General features: G+C 50.0%; 23 protein-coding genes. 2 read left to right on the top strand and 21 right to left on the bottom strand.

Features of this window, described 5'->3' with window-relative positions; genetic code table 11:
- Positions 1-37: 37 nt before the first annotated feature.
- From NXS99_RS00475 to NXS99_RS00500, 6 genes are all read right to left on the bottom strand, one after another.
- Positions 38-1,177 (bottom strand): cysteine desulfurase family protein, encoded by a 1,140-nt coding sequence (locus tag NXS99_RS00475; RefSeq protein ID WP_259286877.1) that lies wholly within the window; start codon positions 1,175-1,177, stop codon positions 38-40.
- A gap of 114 nt (positions 1,178-1,291) precedes the next feature.
- Entirely contained in the window at positions 1,292-2,251 is a 960-nt protein-coding gene (locus tag NXS99_RS00480) for an electron transfer flavoprotein subunit alpha/FixB family protein (RefSeq protein ID WP_259286706.1), read from the bottom strand.
- Positions 2,252-2,278: 27 nt separating this feature from the next.
- Positions 2,279-3,070 carry an electron transfer flavoprotein subunit beta/FixA family protein gene (locus NXS99_RS00485; protein WP_259286707.1) on the bottom strand — a complete coding sequence of 264 codons (792 nt, stop codon included), beginning with the start codon at positions 3,068-3,070 and terminating at the stop codon, positions 2,279-2,281.
- 144 nt (positions 3,071-3,214) lie between these two features.
- Positions 3,215-4,375 (bottom strand): class I SAM-dependent methyltransferase, encoded by a 1,161-nt coding sequence (locus NXS99_RS00490; RefSeq protein ID WP_259286708.1) that lies wholly within the window; start codon positions 4,373-4,375, stop codon positions 3,215-3,217.
- Positions 4,376-4,438: 63 nt separating this feature from the next.
- A complete protein-coding gene (locus tag NXS99_RS00495) occupies positions 4,439-4,933 on the bottom strand; it encodes a hypothetical protein (RefSeq protein WP_259286709.1) in 495 nt (164 codons plus the stop codon).
- Between the two features lie 14 nt (positions 4,934-4,947).
- Positions 4,948-5,808, bottom strand: coding sequence for an ABC transporter ATP-binding protein (locus NXS99_RS00500; RefSeq protein ID WP_259286710.1), 861 nt, complete (start codon positions 5,806-5,808; stop codon positions 4,948-4,950).
- 160 nt (positions 5,809-5,968) lie between these two features.
- Between NXS99_RS00500 and NXS99_RS00505 the strand changes: the two genes are divergently transcribed.
- Together NXS99_RS00505 and glgB are read left to right on the top strand one after the other, a co-directional pair.
- Positions 5,969-8,005: a maltotransferase domain-containing protein gene (locus NXS99_RS00505; RefSeq protein ID WP_259286878.1), complete on the top strand. Its 2,037-nt coding sequence runs from the start codon at positions 5,969-5,971 to the stop codon at positions 8,003-8,005.
- Positions 8,006-8,514: 509 nt separating this feature from the next.
- Positions 8,515-10,734 carry a 1,4-alpha-glucan branching protein GlgB gene (glgB, locus tag NXS99_RS00510; RefSeq protein ID WP_310593296.1) on the top strand — a complete coding sequence of 740 codons (2,220 nt, stop codon included), beginning with the start codon at positions 8,515-8,517 and terminating at the stop codon, positions 10,732-10,734.
- 74 nt (positions 10,735-10,808) lie between these two features.
- On the opposite strand, the gene NXS99_RS00515 is transcribed toward glgB, so the two are convergent.
- The 15 genes from NXS99_RS00515 to NXS99_RS00585 all read right to left on the bottom strand — a co-directional run bounded on the left by NXS99_RS00515 (position 10,809) and on the right by NXS99_RS00585 (position 23,733).
- On the bottom strand, positions 10,809-12,332 hold the full coding sequence (locus NXS99_RS00515) for an ABC transporter substrate-binding protein (protein WP_259286711.1): 1,524 nt from the start codon (positions 12,330-12,332) through the stop codon (positions 10,809-10,811).
- 130 nt (positions 12,333-12,462) lie between these two features.
- Complete coding sequence (locus NXS99_RS00520; protein ID WP_259286712.1) at positions 12,463-13,359, bottom strand: tetratricopeptide repeat protein; 897 nt, start codon at positions 13,357-13,359, stop codon at positions 12,463-12,465.
- 68 nt (positions 13,360-13,427) lie between these two features.
- A complete protein-coding gene (locus NXS99_RS00525) occupies positions 13,428-13,745 on the bottom strand; it encodes an MTH1187 family thiamine-binding protein (protein WP_259286713.1) in 318 nt (105 codons plus the stop codon).
- Between the two features lie 144 nt (positions 13,746-13,889).
- On the bottom strand, positions 13,890-14,177 hold the full coding sequence (locus NXS99_RS00530) for a hypothetical protein (protein ID WP_259286714.1): 288 nt from the start codon (positions 14,175-14,177) through the stop codon (positions 13,890-13,892).
- A gap of 7 nt (positions 14,178-14,184) precedes the next feature.
- Positions 14,185-14,883: an endonuclease NucS gene (gene nucS, locus NXS99_RS00535; protein ID WP_259286715.1), complete on the bottom strand. Its 699-nt coding sequence runs from the start codon at positions 14,881-14,883 to the stop codon at positions 14,185-14,187.
- 25 nt (positions 14,884-14,908) lie between these two features.
- The gene (locus NXS99_RS00540) at positions 14,909-15,382 is read right to left on the bottom strand and encodes a DUF2550 domain-containing protein (protein ID WP_259286716.1); all 474 of its coding nucleotides are present in this window, start codon (positions 15,380-15,382) and stop codon (positions 14,909-14,911) included.
- A gap of 175 nt (positions 15,383-15,557) precedes the next feature.
- Positions 15,558-15,929 carry a F0F1 ATP synthase subunit epsilon gene (locus NXS99_RS00545; protein ID WP_259286717.1) on the bottom strand — a complete coding sequence of 124 codons (372 nt, stop codon included), beginning with the start codon at positions 15,927-15,929 and terminating at the stop codon, positions 15,558-15,560.
- 15 nt (positions 15,930-15,944) lie between these two features.
- The gene (gene atpD, locus NXS99_RS00550) at positions 15,945-17,390 is read right to left on the bottom strand and encodes a F0F1 ATP synthase subunit beta (protein ID WP_259286718.1); all 1,446 of its coding nucleotides are present in this window, start codon (positions 17,388-17,390) and stop codon (positions 15,945-15,947) included.
- Positions 17,391-17,393: 3 nt separating this feature from the next.
- A complete protein-coding gene (locus NXS99_RS00555; protein ID WP_259286719.1) occupies positions 17,394-18,371 on the bottom strand; it encodes a F0F1 ATP synthase subunit gamma in 978 nt (325 codons plus the stop codon).
- A 58-nt stretch (positions 18,372-18,429) separates the two neighbouring features.
- Positions 18,430-20,058 carry a F0F1 ATP synthase subunit alpha gene (gene atpA, locus NXS99_RS00560; RefSeq protein WP_259286720.1) on the bottom strand — a complete coding sequence of 543 codons (1,629 nt, stop codon included), beginning with the start codon at positions 20,056-20,058 and terminating at the stop codon, positions 18,430-18,432.
- 55 nt (positions 20,059-20,113) lie between these two features.
- Entirely contained in the window at positions 20,114-20,935 is an 822-nt protein-coding gene (locus tag NXS99_RS00565) for a F0F1 ATP synthase subunit delta (RefSeq protein WP_259286721.1), read from the bottom strand.
- Between the two features lie 9 nt (positions 20,936-20,944).
- Positions 20,945-21,517, bottom strand: coding sequence for a F0F1 ATP synthase subunit B (locus NXS99_RS00570; protein ID WP_259286722.1), 573 nt, complete (start codon positions 21,515-21,517; stop codon positions 20,945-20,947).
- Positions 21,518-21,546: 29 nt separating this feature from the next.
- Positions 21,547-21,786, bottom strand: a complete 240-nt coding sequence (locus NXS99_RS00575) for an ATP synthase F0 subunit C (RefSeq protein ID WP_259286723.1) — start codon at positions 21,784-21,786, stop codon at positions 21,547-21,549.
- Between the two features lie 94 nt (positions 21,787-21,880).
- Positions 21,881-22,666 (bottom strand): F0F1 ATP synthase subunit A, encoded by a 786-nt coding sequence (gene atpB / locus NXS99_RS00580; RefSeq protein WP_259286880.1) that lies wholly within the window; start codon positions 22,664-22,666, stop codon positions 21,881-21,883.
- A 647-nt stretch (positions 22,667-23,313) separates the two neighbouring features.
- The gene (locus NXS99_RS00585) at positions 23,314-23,733 is read right to left on the bottom strand and encodes a hypothetical protein (protein WP_259286724.1); all 420 of its coding nucleotides are present in this window, start codon (positions 23,731-23,733) and stop codon (positions 23,314-23,316) included.
- Between the last annotated feature and the right edge of the window lie 2 nt (positions 23,734-23,735).

Genomic DNA, 23,735 nt, shown 5'->3' on the forward strand with positions numbered 1-23,735 from the left:
TCATACTGGCACGCCAATAATTTTGTGTTGGCAATTCCTACAGCGTGTGTGAGGCCATTCCAGCTTGGCGTGCTAAGGCAACAGCTTTTGGCAGTACTTCTACAAGCTTTTCGACGTCTGCCTGGGTGGTGGTATACCCCATGGTTAACCGCAAGGTGCCACGTGCGACAGCTTCTGGAACACCTTGGGACAATAACACACGTGATGCCCGGTTTACACCATTTGCGCAGGCAGAACCAGTTGCGGTTGCAAACCCGAAGGAATCAAGCAGCATAATCAAGCTATCGCCTTCGCAGCCTGGAAACGATACATTCAAATGCGTTGCCAACGAATGTTCTGGAGTATTAATCCGCACATCATCAATGGTTGCCAAAATGGCCGATCGTAGCAGTTCTTTCAATTGACCAAGACGTGCTTGCTCTGCTTCACGCTGAGTATCAGCTTCGGCTAATGCGGCAGCAAAAGCTGCAGCGCCTGCAACATCAACCGTACCTGGTCGAATACCGCGTTCTTGGCCACCACCTGTGAGCACTGCTGCTGGTGCTGGACTTCGCTTAGCAATAAGTACACCGACCCCACGTGGGCCGCCGAACTTATGACCACTAATTGCTAACGTTGTTGCACCCAGTGCCGCAAAATCAATTGCGAGTTTACCGGCTACTTGGACTGCATCAACATGCACTGGTGTCCCAGTTGCGGTTGCTGGTGCAATAATTTCCTCCAATGGTTGGAGTGCGCCGGTTTCATTATTTGCCCACATGCAACTTATCACTGCCGCAGGTTGGCTCAGCAGTCCTGCTGGATCATGGACAATACCGTTGTCGGTGACCGGTAAAAACTGCACGTCTGCCCCGAAAGCACGCAAGCTTTTGGCAGTTTCGTACACTGCAGCATGTTCAATACTGGTGGTAATGACTCGCTGATAGGATTCTCGGCTGTGATACAGTCCGCGGATTGCAATATTATCTGCTTCGGTACCGCTAGAGGTGAAAATCACTTCGATTGGTTCACAGCCAAGTAAGGCTGCAACCTGCTCGCGAGCGTCGTCAAGCACTGAGCGTGCCCGACGGCCTAAGCCATATTGCCCCGCAGGATTATAGTGGCTGCTCATTTCCAGCCAGGTTTGCTTGGTGATCTCGCGCATTGGTGTGGTTGCCGCATGATCAAAATACAACATCGCTTTGGTTCCTCTCACCTCTGCCACTTGGCAGGCTGCAATAAGGTTGGTCTTGAGGGAAGAAAAATCCTCGAGGCACTGTTTTGCGCGCCTCAAGGAATCTTTCATGAACCTCTAGCCTAATTGCTCTAACTTTTCGAGCACCTTTGGTACGATCTGGTGAATATCTGCAACCACACCGAGATCAGCAATCTGGAAAAATGGTGCATCTTCATCATTATTAATCACAATGATCCGACGTGCGGTTTGCATGCCACTTGTGTGCTGAATGGCACCAGAAATACCAAGACCGATATACAGATCTGGGCTTACTGATACACCAGTTTGCCCAACTTGGTATTGCGGTGCGTACCAGCCGAGATCAACCACATCGCGAGTGGCACCAACAGCACCACCAAAACGATCTGCCAAAGGTTCTACAAGTGTTGCGAAGTTTTCCGCACTTTCGACACCACGACCACCAGCAACAACAACCTTTGCTTGGATCAGATCAGGACGATCACCTTTGACTCCCGGAATGACATTTTCAACGACCACATCTTTAACAGTTGCCGCTGGAAGTTCAAAACTTTGTACTGGTACTTGCGCATTCTCTGGGAACTGAGCGGCAGTCACCATACCAGGTCGGAGCGTGTAAATCGGTGATGTACCACCAACTACAGCAGTTGCTGTGACAGCATCGCCAAAAATGGAATGCTCAGCACTACGATCGGCATGTATAGCGACCACGTTGCACAGCACACCTGATGCCAATCGGGCTGCCAAACGGCCAGCGATCTCGTTGCCTTCGATACCTGCACCAATCAAAATTGGGCCAGGTGTTTGTGCCGCTAACAAGGAAAGTGCATCAACTGCCGGAAGAATCATTCGTTGTGCGATATCTTCACCATACGCTGCATAAATAGCATCTGCACCAAGTGCAGTCAGTTGCGGCACTAATGCTTCATGTACTCCTTGTGGGCCAACCACAATGGTGTACACGGCACCGAAGACTTTTGCAGCAGTAATCAGCTCAGCTGTGGCTGGTTGTACCTGCTGGCCAGAATACTCAACTAAAACATATGCATGTGACATAAACGTTTGTTCCTTCTTCGATAAGTCTTAGACGAGTTTCTCGGCTACCAGGAAATCGACAATTGCTTGAGCTTGAGAATCCACATCGCCATACACCATTTCACCTTGGCTACGCGCAGGATGCGTGGTTGTCGCCACAACTTGCGTTGCAGAATGTGCTAACCCAACTTGTTCTGGAGCCACACCAATTGTTGCTAAATCAAGAATCTGCAATTCAGCCTTCTTCGCAGCCATAATGCCCTTGAAATTCGGGTAGCGTGGCTTATCAGCTTTATCATTTACCGAAATTAATGCTGGTAATGCCGCACGTAGATCATAATCACCATCATGGGTTTCACGAACCGCACGAACAGTGGTTCCCTCTAACGAGACTGATTTGACCGACGTCAACGCTGGTAATGTCAAATACTCCGCGATCATGCCAGGCAAAGCACCGGTAGCACCATCAGAGGATGCGACACCAGTAATAACCAGTTGTACATCCTCAATAGTGCGGATGGCTTGCGATAACGCCCATGCAGTACCAAGCAGATCAGAACCTGCAAGTGCCTCATCTTGTAATGCGTACGCCGCATCGGCACCCATCGCCAATGCTTTCCGCAATGCTTGGTCACCACCAGCTGGGCTGGCCGAGAGGGCAATGACGCTCATCTGCTGGTCTGCTTGCTCTTTGAGACGCAACGCCTGCTCAACTGCAAACTCATTAATTTCATCTAATACGTTATCGACCGTGTGTCGATCCAGGGTGAAATCCTCATCAAGTGTTTTCACTGACCACGTATCAGGAACATTTTTCACCAACACAACAATTGCTGGCATACCGTATCATCCCTTAGCTTCAGAAGTGTGTTACCTATATTTTTGCTTTACACCTATACATACAGATGTCATGCAGATCGTTCAAACATCCCAGTTTAACCTGAAGCATGTACTTTTATCATCTCTGTACCTGCAATTGTCACCTTACGCTTGACTCTGAACACGTGGCCCACAAATCATCGCCACCCCTTGGCTTCCAATGCGCGTGAGCACCACCGTACATGCCTGACTCCCCTTAAGCGCGAGTTTCTTGCGTAATTGGTCAGGATCATATTGCACACCCCGAACTAAAATTTCAATGCTGCCAGCATCATGATTACGTAATGCTGCCTTCAACCGCTTAATTGGCACCGTCTCGCGATATTCAAACCCGCTGGTATGCGCCGGCAATCGCTCGCCTGTGAGGTAGGCAATTCGTGGATCCAACATCCATAATCCTTCACGTGCTGCATAATGCTGCACCAACCCGGCGCGCACAATCGCTCCATCAGGATCCAGAATATAGCGCCCAGGTTCGCCACTTTCGACCGATGCATCTGTTGCATCGGTGATCACATCAATGATTTCTTGGCCATTGGCGTTGCCGATGACCACTGCTTCTCGACGCACACCTTGCGCTAACCCTGGCGTATATAAACACGCCTCTTTGACTCCACCGGCAACACTGACAACGCTGACAAGTCCCTCCCACTTGGAAAAATCCAACCCGGGTGCGCATTTAATCGCCAGTTCTGCATCTTGATATTGGGTAAGTAAATCTGGCAGCGAAGGCAATAAATCTTCAGGTTTAACAATACGGGTGCCTCCTGCGCGTCGCGCAGGATCTGCGATGATCACATCGGCACCAATTCGTGCTGGTAACAGTGCATCTGCTTGGAAGAATCCACGGGCGGCTGGAACGTTGGCTCTGGCCATTTCTAGTCTGGCACGATCAAGATCTGCACCGGTATAGGACAAACCTGCTTCGGCAAGAGCAACGCCTTCAGTACCAATTGAGCAGGTCACATCGTGAATATCGCGTGCAAATTGGGAGAGTTTTTGGGCTCGATAGTTTGCAACTGCCATTGGGGTTGCTTGTTGGGCGGATTCGGCACACATGAACATTTCAGGTGGCAATTTTCCGGTAGTACTGGCTCGCGCCCTGGCTAGTTCCATTGCAGCGCGACCATAGGTGCCAAAATGTTGGCGAAAAGCAGTGGCGTCGTCAAGCGCCGAAGCTTTAGTTAATGGCAAGCTTGCGGCGACTTTCATGATGTGCGCGTCATGTGCCAGTAAAAAGCGCACTTCATCGACAGTTACGCTCATAAGATAAACCTCGTTGGTGGGGTGGAAGAAAAGTATTCTGCAGATCGTGGATCACGGCAAGCATTACCCAGGATAGAAACCAGAATTTGCTGTGTTCGTGCTTTTCAACGATAGTTGATGGCTTTCGAGCACCAAGTGCTGGTGGTGATACCAGCTTGCGTCAGCAATCCGGCTGCCATCACGCTGATGTGCGAAGAATGTATCTATATTTTCAAACAGTTCGCTTTCGGCAGCCATATTCAGCTCTTGTGGAGTAATAACAGGCATGCCCAAACAAACATTCTGGTGCTCTACTAGCGCTTCAGGCCAACAAGTTTCCGAATCAAGATGTTCTTGATCGCAGCGATGAACACCGTCACCAGGGAACATCGTGGTACTTGTGGAAGTTGAGATTGCAGGTGTGCGTTTGTGGATAGAGATATGCATACCTGCGTTCATATCGCGCACCGACACAGCTGTGATTACTAGTCTCGCATTGTCGTAGTCAGTAAGAAAAGCAGACATCCCTCCCCTTACGTATTGCAACGCACACACGACTGCAACTTTCGCATGAGGCATATGCGACATGCGGCTTAACGGGTGTGGTAATGCGCAGGGCGACGACGAACTCGCCTTGCAAAATAGCGGCCATCAAGACGATCAACTTGAATTGGTTGGTGGAAAGTTTTGGTGAGATTCTCACTGGTAATGACATCTTCTATTAACCCCTGAGCAACCACTTCGCCTTCATCAAGCAACATGGCGTGGGTAAAACCATCTGGGATTTCCTCCACATGGTGGGTAATCATCACCGTTGCAGGGGCATCCGCATCGAGTGCGAGATCACCAAGGTATCCCACCAAATCTTCGCGGCCACCAAGATCCATACCGGCAGTAGGCTCATCGAGCAACAGCAGTTCAGGGTTCGCCATTAAGGCACGGGCAATCATTACACGCTTGCGTTCGCCTTCACTCAAGGTTCCCCAGCGCCGCTTAGCCAGATGCAAGGCACCAACCTGCTCGAGAATCTCATGGGCCCGATCAAGATCAAGGCCGTCATATTCTTCGCGCCATCGACCTAAAATTGCATAGCCGGCAGAAACAATTAAGTCGAAGACGATTTCTTGTTCCGGAATGCGGTGGGCTAATGCAGCTGATGAAATGCCAATCATCGCCCGAAGATCACGCATATCGGTTCGACCGATGCGCTCACCCATAATCCAAGCTTTACCTTTCGAAGGATATTCTTCTGCAGCAGCCAAGCGCATGAGAGTGGTTTTACCAGCACCATTTGGCCCAATAACCACCCAACGTTCGTCAAGCTCAACTTGCCAGGTGATATGTGCGAGTAAAGGTTTACCCTCTCGAATAAAACTTACATCTTCAAAATCAAGAAGAAGATCAGGATTCCGCAGGTCATCGGAGGTAGCTGGAAAAGATGTTGGGTTGGTCATAGTGATTATTCTCCACTAATTTGTCGTTCTCGTGTGGAAGTGACACAGCTTGACTACGCTTAGAAGAAAGAAGTTTCTTCTCTTATGTAGAAGGGCTTGCATGGAATATCGAGTTGTCGCCAAAAACTCGAGCACTCAACAAGGAGAATATGTGGTTGCTATGTCAGGACGCTTAGCTATTGAGGATGTTCGACCTAAAATTTCCGATCGGAAATATCCTTCTAAGGCCGTAATTGGAGAATTAATTCCAATTAGTGCCCAAGTTTGGCGCGAAGGCCACGATGCCATTGCCGCGACCTTAACTGTGCAAGGTCCGAGCAATTCGCATATTGCAGCAAAACCAATGCACATCACCATGCGCATGGATCGCTACGATGTAGATACCCAACACGCCTTTTTCATTCCAGATGTCCAAGGCCTATGGACGTTTAGGGTTGAGGCATGGTCAGACCCAATGCAAACGTGGCGTCATGCGGTAATCAAGAAGATCGAAGCTGGCCAAACCGCAGAACAGCTCTATAACGACCTCGAGCATGGCGCAAATCTTTTTGAACAAGCCGCATCGCAAGTTACCGCAAAAACCCAGCGTGAAGCACTCTTGGCAGTTGCCAAGGAATTGCGTGCCTCCGATGAACCTTTGCGTACTCGAGTTGCACCTGGTCTCTCGGCAGAAGTATTAGAGATCCTACACGATCATCCTGTGCGTGAACTGCTCACTCGTGGTGAAGAACACCAAGTTTATGTTGAGCGCCGAGGCGCACTGGTGAATTCTTGGTATGAGTTATTCCCACGTTCAACCGGTGGCTGGGATGCCGACGGCAATCCTGTTCACGGTACTTTTGCAACCACAGCTGCGGCATTAAAACGTGTTGCAAGGATGGGTTTTGATACGGTTTATTTCCCACCGATTCACCCAATTGGCGAGATCAACCGAAAAGGCCGAAATAATTCCTTAACTCCAGAACCAAGTGATGTGGGATCCCCATGGGCTATCGGCTCTGCTGCAGGTGGCCATGATAGCGTTCATCCAGCATTAGGCACCTTGGATGATTTCAAGAAGCTGCTCAAGGTCGCGAAAGAATTACACTTGGAAGTCGCACTAGATCTTGCCTTGCAAGCTGCTCCTGATCACCCTTGGGCACAAACTCATCGTGAATTTTTCACAGAGCTTGCCGACGGCACAATCGCCTATGCCGAAAATCCACCAAAGAAATACCAGGATATCTATCCACTGAATTTTGATAATGATCCTGAGGGCATTTACCGCGAGATTTATCGCGTCGTAAAGTTCTGGGTAGATTTGGGTGTCACCACATTCCGAGTTGATAATCCACATACCAAGCCTGCGAATTTCTGGCAGTGGCTCATTGCAAAGATTCATGAGGTGAATCCAAATGTGATCTTCTTGGCGGAGGCCTTTACGCGTCCAGCTCGACTGTATGGCCTGGCAAAAGCGGGATTCTCACAATCGTATAGCTACTTTACGTGGAAGATCACCAAGCAAGAATTACGTGAATTCGGTGAGCAAATCGCGCTAATGTCGGATGTGTGCCGTCCAAACTTATTTGTTAATACTCCTGATATTTTGCATGCCTCCTTGCAATATGGCGGGCGTGCTATGTTTGCGATTCGTGCGGCTTTGGCGGCAACCCTTTCGCCACTATGGGGCGTGTATTCTGGTTACGAACTTTATGAGCATGAGGCTGTTCATGCAGGTAGCGAAGAATATTTAGATAGCGAAAAGTATGAACTGCGACCACGTGACTATGAGCGCGCACTCGCAGAAGGCAATTCGCTTGAGCCGTTTATTACGTTGCTCAATACGATTCGACGCAAGCATCCAGCTTTGCAGCAACTGCGCCAAATTCATTTCCATCGCACCGCAAATGATCGGATTTTGGCCTATACCAAGGTCGATCCAGTCACCGGTGATGCAATTTTAGTGGTTATTAACCTTGATCCGCAACATGTACAAGAAACTGTTGTGGAACTGGATATGTCGAAGATTGGTCAGCACCATGACGCAACCTTCGAAGCACATGATCTTGTCACTGATAAGCAATTCCCATGGGCAGAACGCACCTTTGTGCGCCTAGATCCGACTGCAGATGTTGCGCATATTTTGGCATTGCCAAAAGTCAGCGGTGCTGCACTGAGTGATATTCGCAAGCGAAATATCCAAGGCTACCGGCCATAAGTTCTCAAAAATGCTGACTGTTTGAGTCTCTTCATGCTGCCCCCCTTCACGCTGTTGTATGCAGCAGTGTGAGGGGGGTCTGATCATTCGGGCTAAAGCTAAGCCGCTTCGTGCTTGAGCTGCCTTTCGATTGAGCTGCCACACTGCGCTTGGACCATGCCGTGCTTTAGCTACCTCGCGCTTCAGTCACCTCCTTTGATCACGCTACACATCGCCATGTTTCAAACCTAGGAACATGATCTGATAGCCGTATCAACTCGTATATTTCTTTTGCTCTGCAGTTACTCAATGTTGATGCTTCCCCCCCGTTCAGCGGGTATCTACAAACGCAACCAATGAAAAAAGCCAAAATCACACTGTGGTATTTCTCTCTGATTTCGACCCCCCAAAATTAGCCCCAGAGAGACCACGTCCAGAAACTAAGCAAGGTAAACTGAATCCAGAAAGAAATACCTACAAGATATTTCGAAGTACCTTTTCAATAGTTTGCTGCAGGAAGCGAGTGCACAATGGCTAATACACCAAATAGCGACCTTTCTTTAATCGCGATCGACGATTCCACTCGATCTTTGCTAACTCAGTGCCGCCATTATGATCCACACAGTGTCTACGGGTGGCATCCTATGGCCAACGGCGATGCTCTGATCCGCACTCGTCAGATTGGCGCAAAGAAAGTCGAAGTCATTTCCGATGAGACAACCCTTGAACTCCTACCAATTGGCGATGACATCTTCTCGGTGATCGTTCCAAATGGCGCATCTCATCCGGACTATCGCATCCAAGTTACTTGGGGCAACGACATCGTTACCACCACTGCAGATCCATATCATTTCCTACCCACACTTGGTGAGCTTGATATTCACCTCATCCGTGAGGGTCGTCATGAACGCCTGTGGGATGTTCTGGGTTCTCACGTGCGGACTCTTGAAACACCAAGTGGCCCAGTAACTGGTGTGTCGTTTGCAGTTTGGGCACCAAATGCTGCCGGCGTTGCTGTTATTGGTGATTTCTGTGGATGGAATCCAAACCAGTTCCCAATGCGTTCAATGGGTGAATCTGGTCTTTGGGAACTCTTCATTCCAAATCTTGGTGCTGGCACCGTCTACAAATTTGCAATCCAAACCAAACAGGGCTGGCATATTGATAAAGCTGACCCAATGGCACGGTTGTCTGAAGAACCACCGCGCACTGGCTCTATCGTTGTCGAATCCACCTACAAATGGAACGATGCTGCCTGGATGGAAAAACGTGCCAACACTAATTACTACGCCCAGCCAATGAGTGTTTATGAAGTGCACTTGGGCTCGTGGCGTCAAGGCCTTGGGTATAAAGAACTGGCGACTGAGCTAGTCGCGTATGTCAAAGACTTAGGCTACACGCACGTCGAGTTCATGCCGATCGCCGAACACCCATTCGGTGGATCGTGGGGCTACCAAGTCTCTGGCTACTACTCTCCTACTTCACGCTGGGGTACCCCAGATGAGCTACGCGCGCTTATCGACGCCTTCCATGCAGAAGGCATTGGTGTCATTATGGACTGGGTTCCAGCGCACTTCCCGAAAGACGACTTTGCACTCGGCCGTTTTGATGGCGAACCTTGCTACGAACATCCAGATCCACGTCGTGGTGAACAACCAGACTGGGGCACCTACGTCTTTAATTTTGGCCGCAACGAAGTCCGCAATTTCTTAGTAGCAAATGCTTTGTATTGGCTCGAGGAATTCCACATCGACGGTCTGCGTGTAGATGCTGTTGCATCCATGCTGTACTTGGACTATTCCCGTAAAGACGGCGAATGGCTGCCAAACCAATTTGGTGGACGCGAAAACCTCGAAGCCGTGCAATTCCTGCAAGAAATGAATGGCACAGTGCATAAGCATCATGCTGGTGTGCTCACCATCGCCGAAGAATCAACTTCTTGGCCAGGGGTGACCACTCCTACTGATTTCAACGGTTTGGGATTCAACCTGAAGTGGAATATGGGCTGGATGAATGACACCTTGGAGTACTTCAAGCTCGATCCAATTCACCGTGCATGGCATCACGGCGAAATTACCTTCTCAATGGTCTATGCCTATTCTGAAAACTTCTGCCTGCCATTTAGCCACGACGAAGTCGTTCACGGCAAGGGTTCCTTGTGGACACGTATGCCAGGCAATGCTTGGATGAAAGCCGCTGGCCTGCGTACCTTGTACGCCTACATGTACGGCCATCCAGGTAAGAAACTGCTGTTCCAAGGCCAAGAATTTGGTCAGGTTATGGAATGGAGCGAAGGACGTTCACTCGACTGGGATGATCTGGTTGGCTGGGAAGGCGAATATCATGAATCGCTGACTGGTTTGATCACAGATCTGAACAAACTGTATTCAAGCGCACCGGCATTATATTCCCAAGACCATGATCCTGCTGGATTTAGCTGGACCAAGCATGACGACGCTAGCAACAATGTCTTGTCATTCGTGCGCTACGGCAATGACGGCGATATGGTCCTGTGCGTCTATAATTTCGGTGGTGCTGCTCAGCAAACCTATAAATTCGGTGTCCCAGCATCTGGTAACTGGAAGTGCATTCTCAACACCGACGCTGGCGTCTACCAAGGTTCTAATACTTTGTTAGAACAAAACGTGGCTGCTTGGGATACCCCATGGGATGGCTACGACCACTCCTTAACCGTACATATTCCTGCTATGAGCGCACAGTTCTACCGCTGGACTGGTAACACCCACTAACGATACGGTCATATTCAACACAATACGGGGTTTCCTTAATGCATCTTCATCAAGGAAACCCCGTGTTTCACATATTACCGACGTTGCAGCGCTTGATAGTCTGGATAGCCATCCCACGATAAATCAGCATCTTGCAACTTCGAGCCAAATTGCACTCTGACAGTACGCACAAATACTGGGATCGCTGGCAGATCCGTTGCTAACGATTCTTCGATCTCTGCAGCAAGTTCAGGATCGCGCAGCTGCTCAAACTCTGCTAAATCTTCATCAACCTGTGTATTGGAATAGCCAACATCATTGCCCCATCCATCAGAAGCGAAATTCGGTTCCCAATAATCCACCAGTGAAGGGTATGCCAATGTCCACCCAGTGACATAGGCTCCGCCGAGTCGTTGTTCATGATAGTGCGCCCGATAGGTTTCAAAATCTGGCCAAGGTGCAGCAAAGCTCTTAATACCAAAAGTTAGCGCAAAGTCCTTCGCCGCTTTTTCTACCCATGCCCGTGCATCAGAATCGAAACTGTAATACACCGGCAACTCGCCTTGGAACTGGCCATATAAAGCATCAGCTTCCTGCCACAACTGCCGAGCACGGTTTCGATCATGCGTAAATACCGCATACCCGCCTGGGCTATATCCAGGAATCGCAGGCGAGGCAAATCCTTCGGCAGGCTCGACAATATTTTGCATCGCAAATTGGGCTAAATCATCACGATCAAGGGCAAGCGATAACGCTTGACGACGCAGTCTTCCTTCAGCACCACCAAAATGTGGGGTTTGTTCGTGAATGCTCAGCTCAACAATCGCAGGCGATTCTTGCACAATCGGATCCGGATATTCCTCCAGCATATGCACCGGAATCATATCCACCACATCAACGCGACCTTGGTTAAATGCTTCAAGCACCAACTCTGGCCTATTAAAGAAATTAAACCGTAATCCCTCATTGTTCGATGGTGTCAGTGCAAATGTATTGGGTTGCAGTAACAAGGTTTTGCCACGAATATGCTCTGCTACCACATACGGGCCATTGGCTTGCGGACTGCGTCGAAAAGCTGCAATATCGTCATACGCTGCATCTGGCAATGGCATAAATCCAGGCTGCGCCAAACGCCACTGAAAACGCGGATCAGGCTGCGTAAGGCTGACAGTAAACACATACGGTGAGCGCTGCGCAAGACCAGGCAAATTACCTGCGCCTTCATGAAAACCTTTAACAAGGTGAAACATTTGGGAGTTTTCTTGTCGGTTGGCGACGACATATTCCCATGCCTTAATGAAATGTCGTGCTTGGATTTCGGTACCATCAAAGAATTTTTCACCTTGCTTCAGCGTGATCGTAAAATGCTGATCATCAGTAGTTTCGATCGACTCTGCTAATGCGTGATGCAGTTTTCCTTGCGCATCGAAGCGAATCAAACCGGTATAGAGCAGGCGTGCATATGGACCTTCTGTGATATCACCTGGCAGCAGCGATACTCCTGGAGCTTGCGCAGCAATGGAAATGGCGTGATCAACCGGTGAAGAAGTACATCCAACCAGACTGGTAGCAGCACAGCACATGCTCACCGCCAATATTTGGAGACGACGATGGATCACAGATACTCCTTCATTCGAAACACTAACGCTCGGAGGCATTGGGAATCCAAGCGTGCGAGATCAACTTTGGTACTAGCATGTGGCAAATACCGTTTGTACCACTATTCGTGCAGCTTATGATGCTTGAACCCTAGAACAATTTATTTGCCATTGCTGCACGAGCCTGAACCACAATTGGATCAGTTGCTTCGAACAAGGCAAATAATTCCAACATGCGAGCACGCATTTGCGCTTTATCTAACTCGAAGTGATCCAACAACACCTGAAACGCAGCGGCTGCCTGGCCTGCTGCAATATGCGCATCTGCAGCTGCAAATTGCGCATCCAGATCTAATGGGTGTTCGGCGGCAAACGCAATTGGATCGGTGGTTGCATCTTGTTGTTTCAAACGTTGCAGGAATTTGGCGTTTTCCAGCGCCTGCTGGGCGAGGAAATTTTTCGGTTCTTGCGCCAAAATCGACTCATATACTGCAATTGCTTGGGCAAAATCACCGTTATTGAGTGCTTCTGTTGCAGGGGCAAAACGCGGATCTTCCGCTGGTGCAGCCTCTTCCTGTGTTGGCAGCCCGGTAAGTTGTCCTGCCACAGCTTCCACAACCGCTTGGGTCCACTGCTCTAATGCAGCGCGTGGTTGGCCGCCTTCAAAATTGGCAATTGGCTGTCCCGATGCCACAGCAACAACCGTCGGCAATCCTTGAATACCAAACATAGCTGCAACATCAGGGGTTGCATCGGCATCGATATAACCAAAAATAAAACTATGATCTGCGCGTGCAGCAAGTTCGATGAAATCTTGTCGCAGTTGTTCCGATTCCGGCGAACGCGCAGTGCCTATTAAGACAACCACTGGCACTTGGGTTGATCGAACAATCACTTCATCTTGAATATTAGCGGCAGTCACCACGACTGAGGTTGGGATTCCGCCAGCTGGCACACCTTCCCGCTGTGCTTGTGCACGCGCTTCAGCTTGAGCTTTCACGGCGCTTAAATCAATTGCCCCAGAGATAAACCGCTGTGGAGTGGTCATCGTAACCTTCACCGCTTTCTATTTATCACAATTTTTTAATTCACACTGTTCTGAATGTGCGTACACGCTTATAGTTCTGACTGCTCAGATGCTAAATGTTGTTCCACTGAGTCTACTTTAGCGCGGATCTGATTGGTATATCCTGGCCGAATATCAGCCTTGATGACCAACCCCACGCGAGGCGAAACTGCAAGTACTGCATCAGTGGCTTGTTTCACCACCGCCATCACTTCATCCCATTCACCTTCAATGAGAGTAAACATGGCATTGGTTTCGTTCGGAAGCCCTGATTCACGAACCACTTTCACAGCAGCCGCTACGGCCTCACTCATTTCTGCTTGCGCATTTGGAACTTCAGTAGGTGCGACAGAAAATGCAAGAATCATGGTTGTTATCCTACCGTCGATCAGTGGCGCATCGTGGTAGTGACAGTCGTGTACAACTTTCACTGCTTTGCGACGCACAGTGGCCGGGCGCGCTGTTTGACGATACACAGGGGCCGAATGCCCGGTGGCGTCGACAAGCTTCTTCTAGCGCCGATCCCAGCATGCACGATGCCAGTGACGACGATCGTCCAAACCATGACCATAATCGCGCGGCCATGCCACCACATGCGTAATTCCGGGCGGAATATTTTGATTACAGCCCGGACAAATATAAAACTTCTGCGCAGCGTTTGACCCCATCAAACGCATCAAATAAATCTCACCATTGGTCCACGAAGGTCCTTCGACTTCATGGGTGCCGAAAAACACCGCGCCATGTGCAGGTAAGCTACGCTTAGGGGTGATATTTGATCGACGATTTTTACGAGCCATACGTGTATTAGAAGAGTCGAAGCTCAGACGATTCCACTCCGCGCAATGCATCATAATCGAGGACTACACAACGAATACCACGATCTTCTGCCAACGTGCGCGCTTGAGCTTTAATTTCTTGGGCTGCAAAAATGCCCTTGACCGGTGCAAGCAAAGGATCTCTATTCAGCATTTCGAGGTAGCGAGACAGTTGTTCCACTCCATCAATGCCACCACGGCGTTTCACCTCAACCGCGATATTCATTCCAGTGCCATCCGTGCAAAAAATATCCACTGGACCAATCGGAGTCGGATATTCGCGACGAACGAGTTGGTAGCCTTCGCCTAAGGTGGAAATATGCTCAGCAAGAAGTTCTTGTAAGTGGCTTTCTACGCCATCTTTTTGCAGACCTGGATCTTCGCCCAGATCATAGGACAAATCTGAGTGAATAGCATGCAAGGTAATGCGTAGCTGTTCACCTTTTTTATTTTCGACAACCCAATATGCTGCGATTTCTTGACTGCCGTTTACAGGTGTAGGTGGTTTTACCGATTCTTTGAGCGTGCATGGTGGAGTCATCCAATTCAGTGGCTTATACGCCCGATCATCTGCATGAATAGAAACAGAGCCATCAGCTTTAATCATTAAAAGTCGATCGGCTGCCGGTAAATGGGCATCCAATCGACCAACATACTCTACAGAACAGTTTGCAATAACAAGGCGCATGATCAACTACCCTAGTCGAAAACTGCTATGAATGCTTATATCCAATCTTTCGACGAAGTTCATGAAGATTGATATGCACCATTCGAGCATCTGGAGCAGACTCAATCCAGGCAATAAAGGCTAAGCGACCGCGAGCAGACAGCTGCACTTCATATTGTTCACCCTGGTACTCAACGATCACGATCGGATCAGATGTATCCATAATGTCGGTTTCTTCTGGCAATTGTTCACGTTGACCCACAACATGCAACCGCGAGCGCTCAAATTCAATATCAGCGTATGGGCTAATTGAGCGAACTTGGTAGAACCTTAAACTTGTTCCACTGTAGAAAAAAAGCCCGTGTCTCCAACCACTAGTTCCACTGGCTGGCAAACGACGGACGATGGCATTACTGCCACTTGAACGAAGTGCAAAAAAGCGCCACATAATAAGCGCGCAAAGTACCACAAACCCCAGACCGAACACCACGATACTCATAGTGCTGATGATAGCCATCATGGAGAACGTATCCTTCCACTGATCATGAATATGCAAGCAAGCTTTCTCCTGATCTTACACACTTCAGCACTAGTTTGGTACACGCCCATCATAAGGCTCAAACCCCACCGAACACTTAGGTTCGATGGGGTTTGAGTTTCAAGAAAGACAGTCCTGTAATCGTACAGGTCTACATCTATGCTTGTGTACTACGACGTACTGCCTTTAGCTCGGCTTCAGCTCGTGCTTTGGAGATTTCATCGCTATCGCCAAGTCGCGCTTCAGCTTCAGAAGTTACAACTTCATCTGCCCAAATCGCGTAATCAGCCAAGATAGTGACTTTCTCTTTCGAAACAGAGAGGAACCCACCTTGAACTGCGGCAACTAATTTCTTGCCTTCAGTTGGTCGGATAGTCACGACGCCATTTTCGAGCAATTGCCCAAGCATTGGCTCGTGGCCAGGCAGCACGCCGATCTCACCTTCGGTGGTCTGTGCTGTCACGATAGTTGCGGATCCTTTCCACAACATACGCTCGACAGAGACCAGTTCTACGGTGACATCAGCCATGTGCGTGCCTCCCTCTTACTTTTCAGTGAGCTTCTTGTATGCAGCTTCAACATCGTCCAAGCCACCCAAGCCGTTGAAGGCCTGCTCTGGGTAGTGATCGAAGTCGCCGTTGCAGATACGCTCGAATGCATCAATGGTGTGAGCCAATGGAACATAGGAACCTGGGATACCAGTGAACTTCTCAGCAACGAAGAAGTTCTGGCCCAAGAAACGCTCCAAGCGGCGTGCACGCTGCACAGTGATCTTATCTTCTTCAGAAAGTTCATCCATACCCAAGATGGCAATAATATCTTGGAGTTCTTTGTTCTTCTGCAGAATGTGAATCACGCGCTGTGCGACTTCGTAGTGGCGCTCACCAACAATACCTGGCTCGAGGATACGAGAGGTAGAAGTCAGTGGGTTCACAGCAGGGTAAATACCCTTCGAAGCGATTGCACGATCGAGCTCGGTGGTTGCATCCAAGTGAGCGAAGGTGGTTGCTGGAGCTGGGTCGGTGTAGTCGTCAGCAGGAACGTAAACGGCCTGCAGCGAGGTAATCGACTTACCCTTGGTGGAGGTAATACGCTCCTGGAGCACACCCATTTCGTCAGCCAAGGTTGGCTGGTAACCCACAGCAGAAGGCATACGACCGAGAAGGGTCGAAACCTCAGAACCTGCCTGGGTGAAACGGAAGATGTTGTCGATGAACAACAGCACGTCCTGGTGCTGAACATCGCGGAAGTACTCCGCCATGGTCAAACCGGACAATGCCACGCGCATACGAACTCCTGGTGGCTCGTCCATCTGGCCGAACACAAGTGCGGTATCAGGCAACACGCCCATTTCTTCCATTTCAAGGAAGAGGTCGGTACCTTCACGGGTACGCTCACCAACACCTGCGAAAACGGAGGTACCGGAGAACTCACGTGCAATACGGGTAATCATTTCCTGAATCAGAACGGTCTTACCCACACCTGCACCACCGAAGAGACCAATTTTGCCGCCCTTCACATAAGGGGTCAGCAGGTCGATCACCTTAATGCCGGTTTCCAGAATCTCGGTCTTACCTTCGAGCTGGTCGAATGGTGGTGGATCGCGGTGGATACCCCACTGCTCACCGTCACGGCCAAGACCTGGCTCGTCGAGGCAGTCACCGAGGGCGTTAAAGACGTGGCCCTTAACGACGTCACCAACTGGCACCGAAATTGGCTTACCGGAGTCGGTAACTACTGCACCACGAACGAGGCCGTCCGTAGGAGCCATCGAAATGGTACGCACAAGGTTGTCACCTAGGTGCTGTGCAACCTCAAGCGTAATGGTCTTTGCGACTGCTTCGAGGGTGACCTCGACAGTCAGCGCGTTATACAGTGCCGGCAACTCGCCACGCGGAAACTCCACGTCGACGACCGGACCGATGACGCGCACAACGCGGCCGACGGTACCCGCCTGCTGGTTGTTTTGCTCTGCTAGAGCTGTGGTCATAATCTAGTCACTTTCTCCGCTTTCGGCGAGCGCGCCAGCGCCACCGACGATCTCTGTGATTTCCTGAGTGATCTGTGCCTGACGTGCCTGGTTAGCCACGCGCGAGAGGTCTTTGACCAGCTCGGTTGCGTTGTCAGTTGCAGACTTCATTGCATTACGGCGGGATGCCGACTCGGAAGCTGCTGCTTCCAAAAGCATTGCAAACAGGCTGCGCGAAACATACTTTGGCAACAGTGCTGCCAAGAGGGTATCTGCATCAGGCTCAAACTCGTAGTCTGGTTCTGGTGTACCAGAATCGGACAGTATATCTTTACCTGGCTCAATTTCGCTTGTTTCAATAACAGGCTCAACTGGCAGCAATTGATGTGCACGTGCAGTCTGGGTCAGCATAGACTCGAACTCGGTGTACACAACGTGTACCTGGTCAAAGCCTTGAACCTCTACACCTTCCGCAACATTCAAACCACTACGATAGCGTGTCATACCTTCGGAGCCAGCCAAGAAGCCGTCTACGAGGTGGTGACGCAAATCGTGGGTTTCTGCCCAGGTCGGATCTTGTGAAAATCCAGTCCAAGCGCCGGCATATTCGCCGCCACGGAAGTTGTAGTACCCAACGCCCTTGTTACCGGTGATATAGCGAACGACTTCATAACCATTTTCTTCAAGCAGTTTCTGCATCTCTGCAGCCTTCTTGAAAACGTTATAGTTATAGCCACCACACATACCGCGGTCTGAAGACACGATCAGCAGTGCAGCACGCTTACCATTCTCACGTTCACGCAACATTGGGTGGTCGAGAGAACTTGCTGCGGCCAGACGTTCCATCACATTGTGGATTTCGGTGGCGTATGGCTCCGATGCTTCTACCTTTGCCTGAGCTTTGGTGATACGCGAAGTTGCGATCAGCTCCTGAGCTTTGGTGATCTTCTTGGTCGAATTCACAGATTTAATTCGGTTACGTAGTTCGCGAAGATTTGCCATATGTTAAACGCCTCCCTTCTTTTCCTTGATGATTGTCATGAAGTAAAGAGCCATGCTCTTACTTCTTAACCGTCAGCTTATTCTTCTTAACCTGTTCAGCAGGCAAAGCCTCAACCTCTGCCTCATTGATAACTGGGGTGCCATCAGTGGTCTGGAAACCAGCCTTGAATGCATTGGTTTGTGCAACCAGTGCGGCTTGTGATTCTTCAGACAACTGTGCGCCACCGGCAATCTGCTCAAATACTTCTGGTGCTGCCGCATGCAGATGATCAAGAAGTTCAGCTTCGAAGCGACGAATATCCTCGACGGGAACGTTGTCGAAGTGGCCGTCGCCAGCGAGCCAAATAGAAACAATCTGATGCTCAACTGCCTGTGGAGTATTTTCTGCCTGCTTGAGCAGCTCAACCAAGCGTGCACCGCGGTCAAGCTGTGCCTTGGATGCAGGATCCAAATCTGAAGCAAAGGTTGCGAATGCTTCCAGGTCACGGTATGCAGCCAAATCAAGACGCAAGGAACCAGAAACTTTCTTCATACCCTTCGTCTGTGCTGCGCCACCAACACGGGAAACGGACACACCAACGTTAATAGCTGGGCGAACACCCTGGTTGAACAGATCAGACTCCAGGAATACCTGGCCGTCAGTAATGGAAATGACGTTGGTAGGAATGAAGGCAGAAACGTCGTTAGCCTTGGTTTCAATAATTGGCAGCGCGGTCATCGAGCCTGCACCCAAGTCGTCGGAAAGCTTTGCAGCACGTTCCAACAAACGGGAGTGGAGGTAGAAGACGTCACCAGGATAAGCCTCGCGGCCTGGTGGACGACGCAGCAACAGGGAAATTGCGCGGTAAGCTTCTGCTTGCTTCGTCAAATCATCGTAGATCACCAAGACGTGATTGCCCTGGTACATCCAGTGCTGACCAAGTGCCGCACCAGCAAATGGTGCCAACCACTTAAAGCCTGCGGAATCAGATGCAGGAGCAGCAACGATGGTGGTGTATTCCAACGCACCATGCTCTTCAAGGGTCTTACGCACAGCAGCAACCGTGGAACCCTTTTGACCGATTGCAACGTAGATGCATCGCACCTGCTTGCTCTTGTCGCCGGAATCCCAGTTTGCCTTCTGGTTCAAAATGGTATCGATGCAGACTGCGGTCTTACCGGTCTTGCGGTCACCAATGATCAACTGACGCTGGCCACGACCAATTGGGGTCATAGCGTCAATAGCCTTGATGCCGGTCTGCATTGGCTCACCAACTGGCTGACGCTGCAACACGCCTGGTGCCTGCAGCTCAAGGACGCGGTCCTCTTCAGCTTCAATCGCACCAAGGCCGTCGATTGGCTGGCCAAGTGGGTTAATGACGCGGCCGAGGAATTTATCGCCGACCGGGATGGAGAGAACGTCGCCCGTCCTCTTTACTTCATCGCCTTCTTTAAGGGTCTCGTAGTTACCCAGTACAACCACGCCGACACGATCAGTGTCGAGGTTCTGTGCGACGCCGATGACGCCGCCTGGGAACTCGAGGAGCTCATTTGCCATAACTGATGGGAGGCCTGAGACCTGTGCAATACCATCAGCGGTGGAAATAACCACGCCGACCTCCTCACGGGAGGCCTCCGCGGAGTAGCTCGAGGTGTAGTTCGCAATCGCGCTACGAATCTCATCGGAGGAGATCGTAAGCTCCGCCATGTTCTTCCTGCTCTCGGTAGTTTCTTCCAGTAATTTCTTCAATGTCTTTGTCGTGTTATGAAACGAGGTTAGAACGCATCCGCTCGAGCTTACCCGAGGTAGATCCATCAATAACTTCGTCGCCAACGCGGATAACCATGCCACCTAGTAGACTCTCGTCAATTTCTAAGTGGATACTCATCGCACGACCATAAATTCGCTCTAGCTTGTCTGCCAGTGCCTGTTTCTGCGTGTCGTTAAGTGGTGCTGCCGAGACAACATATGCAACTTCGCGTCCCCATAGGGATGCTGCGAACCTCGAAACGCTATCGAGGTCATCAATCGCATTGTTCTCTGGACGTCCAATGACCTGAAGTGCCAAAGCCTCAGTCACCGCAGTGACCTTGCCATAGAGCACCTTCGCCAGCAGGTCGCGCTTTGCGACGCGATCCGCACTGCGATCGTCGAGCCGAAGAGTCAATTGTGCTTCCTTGTCTAGCAGACGAGAAATGCGGAAGAGTTCATCTTCAACAATTAATAATTGACCCTGTTTATCGGCAGATCGCAGCAGTGCACGGCGTCCCAGTGTTACCAAGCCGGTACGGAATTCACGAGGTGAAGACCATACTTGGCGGGCTGCTACAATCAGCAGATCCAAAGTAAACTGAGATACCTTTCCGGCGAACACAGCAGAAACCAAACCAGATCGTTGATCTGCAGACAGCGAAGCATCAGCAACAGCAACACGCAAAGCGCGATCACTATCAAGTGCTTCAACAACGTCAAACAGTTCAGAACCAGTTTGAGCGGCAACAGCTACGACATTGTCTCCATCGTTGACATTATTGTCGAGGTACTCGGAGATGTATGCCAGTGCGTCGCGGCTTGCTGCGTGCATAACGGGGGCCTACTTTCCTGCCGGGGTTACGGTGTCGAGTTCAGCCAAGAAACGATCAATGGTACCGGAACGCTTGACGTCCTCGGACAGCTGCTCACCAATGAGGCGCTCAGCTAGGTTGATCGCATTCTGGCCCATCTCGCGACGAAGCTCTTCAACAACTAGCTCACGCTGTGCTGCTAACTGCTTCTCACCAGACTCAATGATACGGTTGCTCTCCTCAGTTGCCTTTGCCTTCAGCTCAGCTTCGATCAGCTTGCCCTTCTTACGAGCTTCTTCACGAATATCTGCAGCTTCAGCACGAGCTTCTGCAAGTTGTGCGTTGTACTTTTCTAGAGCAGCTTTTGCTTCAGCCTGTGCAGCTTCTGCACGCTGAATGCCACCTTTGATGCGGTCTTCACGCTCAACTAAAACTTCTTGGAACTTCGGGAGGACGAGCTTCGCAAACAGAAGCCCAATGACAACGATCACGACGGCAGACCAGACGATGTCGTACATGGCTGGCAGGATTACGCTTGGATGGTTCTCCAAAGGGAGAGTTTCACCACCTGCATGTGCCCAAATATAAGAGACGTTCGTCATGAATCTCTATCTTTCGTGTCGTGTGTGTATTAAAGGATGAAGCCTGCAGCAAGACCGATGAGAGCCAAAGCCTCAACGAATGCGATACCGAGGAACATGGTGGTACGGAGCTGGCCGGCCATCTCAGGCTGACGTGCCATACCTTCAAGAGCCTTACCAACGAGGATGCCAATACCAAGGCCTGGGCCGATGGTTGCAAGACCATAGCCAACGGTAGCAATAGAGCCGGTGATACCAGCAGCTTCCTGAGCCAGGATGACTTCGTTCATGATTGTGTCGTTCCCTTTCTAGATACCCAGTGGAACCGGGCTTAAGTGGTGATAAATAAAGACTTGGGTGATCCTAACGGATGCACGATTTAGGTCAGTGTTCGTCAGCGTGCAGCGAAAGCTCGATGTACACAGCAACCAGCAAAGCGAAAATATATGCCTGCAGGAAGATGACAAGCATCTCGAACAACGTGAACGCAACGCCTGCTGCAAGTGTGACAGCAGACAATGCAGTCCAACCATTCAACTGCCAGAAGAACAAGTTCGTAGCAGAGAACAGCAGAACCAAGATAATGTGTCCAACCAACATATTTGCCATGAGACGAATTGTCAGCGTGGCAGGACGCAGGATGAACGTGGAGAGAATCTCCAATGGGATAACCAAGAAATGCAAACCAAGCGGCAAGTTAGGAATAACCACCGAAGACTTTACGTACTTGAAAAAGCCGTATTTCTTGGCACCTGCGTAAATGAAAGCTACATAGCCAAACAAAGCCAAGACCAGTGGCATACCGATGCGCGCGTTCGGAGAAACGTTTAGCAGCGGAATGACCGAAGGTGCATTGAGGAACAGAACGACGAAGAAGATAGTCGTGAGAACCGGAAGGAACCGACGACCCTCTTTCTTGCCAAGAATCTCTTCAGCAATGTTGACTCGGACAAAGTCCAACAACAGCTCACCTACGTTTTGCAAGCCAGAAGGAATGAGCTTCGGGCTTCGCATTGCAACGAGGAAGAAAATTGCCAGGACTGCAGCCATCAACAGGCGGACGAACATCAGACGGTCGATTGTGAACCAGCCGTTCGCCACATCGGCGAACCAAATGGCATCCGGGAAAAATTCGTGGTCCACTACAGGCGGGTGAAACTCGCCCTTCAAGGCCAATACTGTAACGCTCAGCGTTCTCTCCCGTGTTCGGGCCGTTTCGTCAGGTGACAAAACGGTGCGATGGACGTCTATAGAAAATTTCAGTAACAATCGTGGACTCCGTCGCACATCAGCACAATAGCTACTGGGGTTCGAAGCAACCACTACCAATAGGCAGAGATATTCCAGTGAACCCACGATAAGACTAGCAGCTAAAAGGCAAATTTTCCCATTGGAGCATGACTCACAGCACCCGCTATTGCACTAAAACTGGCAATAATGCCAGTTAGCTGCACGTCTAGGAATTATGTAACGTCGATCACACTTTTGGGCGGGGGTAATTTCCTTCCCCCTCTTTTGACGTTTCCATACTCACACTTCCCCACTTGAAACCGATACCTTTTTCAATATCTACCCCTATTCTGCGCCCCCATTTTGAGCCGTGAATCACCAATTAAACAGCGAAATGCCCAGCTCACACAGCAAGAATGCCCCCACTTTCGCAGGGGCTGATACTTTGAAGATGTTCATTCACCCAAATAATTGGGATATTCCATGCCGTGCTGATCAGGCGCACAGACACGAGGATGATTCAACAGAATATGCGGAACCAGGTAGGCGTCGTCAAGCAACATGAGGATAACTCTGTATCAAAAGGATTAGCTAATATAAGTCACCTTTGAAGTGATCACTCCATAAGTTTCAGCGCCTAGTACCACGATCAGGGCAAGCACTACCGTGACGAATAAAGCGATATTGTCATAGAACGTCATGCCACGAAGGAAGTACATAATGCCAATAAAGAGCACAATTTTGACCAGCCAGCTTCCTAATACCACCGCACCAGTGGTCGAAGCATTCGTGCCTGCAGTCAGCAACACGGATATAACGGTCAGCAACACAAAGCTGCCACCAATGGCTGCGCCAATCAGCACGCCAAAAATGCCAGGTAGGTCTTTGAAGTAGCCCCATAGTACAAGCGAAAGAATCGTCATGACCACTAACGCACCACTGCCAAGTTTCAAGGCACGAATAAGCGGACGACGTTGATCATCATAGATTGATGGCGATGGGGTCATGA

It is taken from the genome of Corynebacterium sp. HS2168-gen11, from assembly GCF_024834075.1.
Lineage (GTDB): Bacteria > Actinomycetota > Actinomycetes > Mycobacteriales > Mycobacteriaceae > Corynebacterium.

Excerpts from the sequence above, each read along its gene's own strand:
- NXS99_RS00520 (WP_259286712.1), bottom strand. The coding sequence starts at position 13,359 with ATGACCACTCCACAGCGGTTTATCTCTGGGGCAATTGATTTAAGCGCC.
- NXS99_RS00495 (WP_259286709.1), bottom strand. The coding sequence starts at position 4,933 with ATGCCTCATGCGAAAGTTGCAGTCGTGTGTGCGTTGCAATACGTAAGG.
- atpA (WP_259286720.1), bottom strand. The coding sequence starts at position 20,058 with ATGGCGGAGCTTACGATCTCCTCCGATGAGATTCGTAGCGCGATTGCG.
- NXS99_RS00500 (WP_259286710.1), bottom strand. The coding sequence starts at position 5,808 with ATGACCAACCCAACATCTTTTCCAGCTACCTCCGATGACCTGCGGAAT.
- glgB (WP_310593296.1), top strand. The coding sequence starts at position 8,515 with ATGGCTAATACACCAAATAGCGACCTTTCTTTAATCGCGATCGACGAT.
- NXS99_RS00545 (WP_259286717.1), bottom strand. The coding sequence starts at position 15,929 with ATGGCTGATGTCACCGTAGAACTGGTCTCTGTCGAGCGTATGTTGTGG.
- nucS (WP_259286715.1), bottom strand. The coding sequence starts at position 14,883 with ATGCGCCTTGTTATTGCAAACTGTTCTGTAGAGTATGTTGGTCGATTG.
- NXS99_RS00505 (WP_259286878.1), top strand. The coding sequence starts at position 5,969 with ATGTCAGGACGCTTAGCTATTGAGGATGTTCGACCTAAAATTTCCGAT.
- NXS99_RS00490 (WP_259286708.1), bottom strand. The coding sequence starts at position 4,375 with ATGAGCGTAACTGTCGATGAAGTGCGCTTTTTACTGGCACATGACGCG.
- NXS99_RS00540 (WP_259286716.1), bottom strand. The coding sequence starts at position 15,382 with ATGATGGCTATCATCAGCACTATGAGTATCGTGGTGTTCGGTCTGGGG.
- NXS99_RS00485 (WP_259286707.1), bottom strand. The coding sequence starts at position 3,070 with ATGCCAGCAATTGTTGTGTTGGTGAAAAATGTTCCTGATACGTGGTCA.
- atpD (WP_259286718.1), bottom strand. The coding sequence starts at position 17,390 with ATGACCACAGCTCTAGCAGAGCAAAACAACCAGCAGGCGGGTACCGTC.
- NXS99_RS00525 (WP_259286713.1), bottom strand. The coding sequence starts at position 13,745 with ATGATTCTTGCATTTTCTGTCGCACCTACTGAAGTTCCAAATGCGCAA.
- NXS99_RS00575 (WP_259286723.1), bottom strand. The coding sequence starts at position 21,786 with ATGAACGAAGTCATCCTGGCTCAGGAAGCTGCTGGTATCACCGGCTCT.
- NXS99_RS00475 (WP_259286877.1), bottom strand. The coding sequence starts at position 1,177 with ATGTTGTATTTTGATCATGCGGCAACCACACCAATGCGCGAGATCACC.
- NXS99_RS00530 (WP_259286714.1), bottom strand. The coding sequence starts at position 14,177 with ATGGCTCGTAAAAATCGTCGATCAAATATCACCCCTAAGCGTAGCTTA.
- NXS99_RS00555 (WP_259286719.1), bottom strand. The coding sequence starts at position 18,371 with ATGGCAAATCTTCGCGAACTACGTAACCGAATTAAATCTGTGAATTCG.
- NXS99_RS00570 (WP_259286722.1), bottom strand. The coding sequence starts at position 21,517 with ATGACGAACGTCTCTTATATTTGGGCACATGCAGGTGGTGAAACTCTC.
- NXS99_RS00565 (WP_259286721.1), bottom strand. The coding sequence starts at position 20,935 with ATGCACGCAGCAAGCCGCGACGCACTGGCATACATCTCCGAGTACCTC.
- NXS99_RS00480 (WP_259286706.1), bottom strand. The coding sequence starts at position 2,251 with ATGTCACATGCATATGTTTTAGTTGAGTATTCTGGCCAGCAGGTACAA.
- NXS99_RS00585 (WP_259286724.1), bottom strand. The coding sequence starts at position 23,733 with ATGACCCCATCGCCATCAATCTATGATGATCAACGTCGTCCGCTTATT.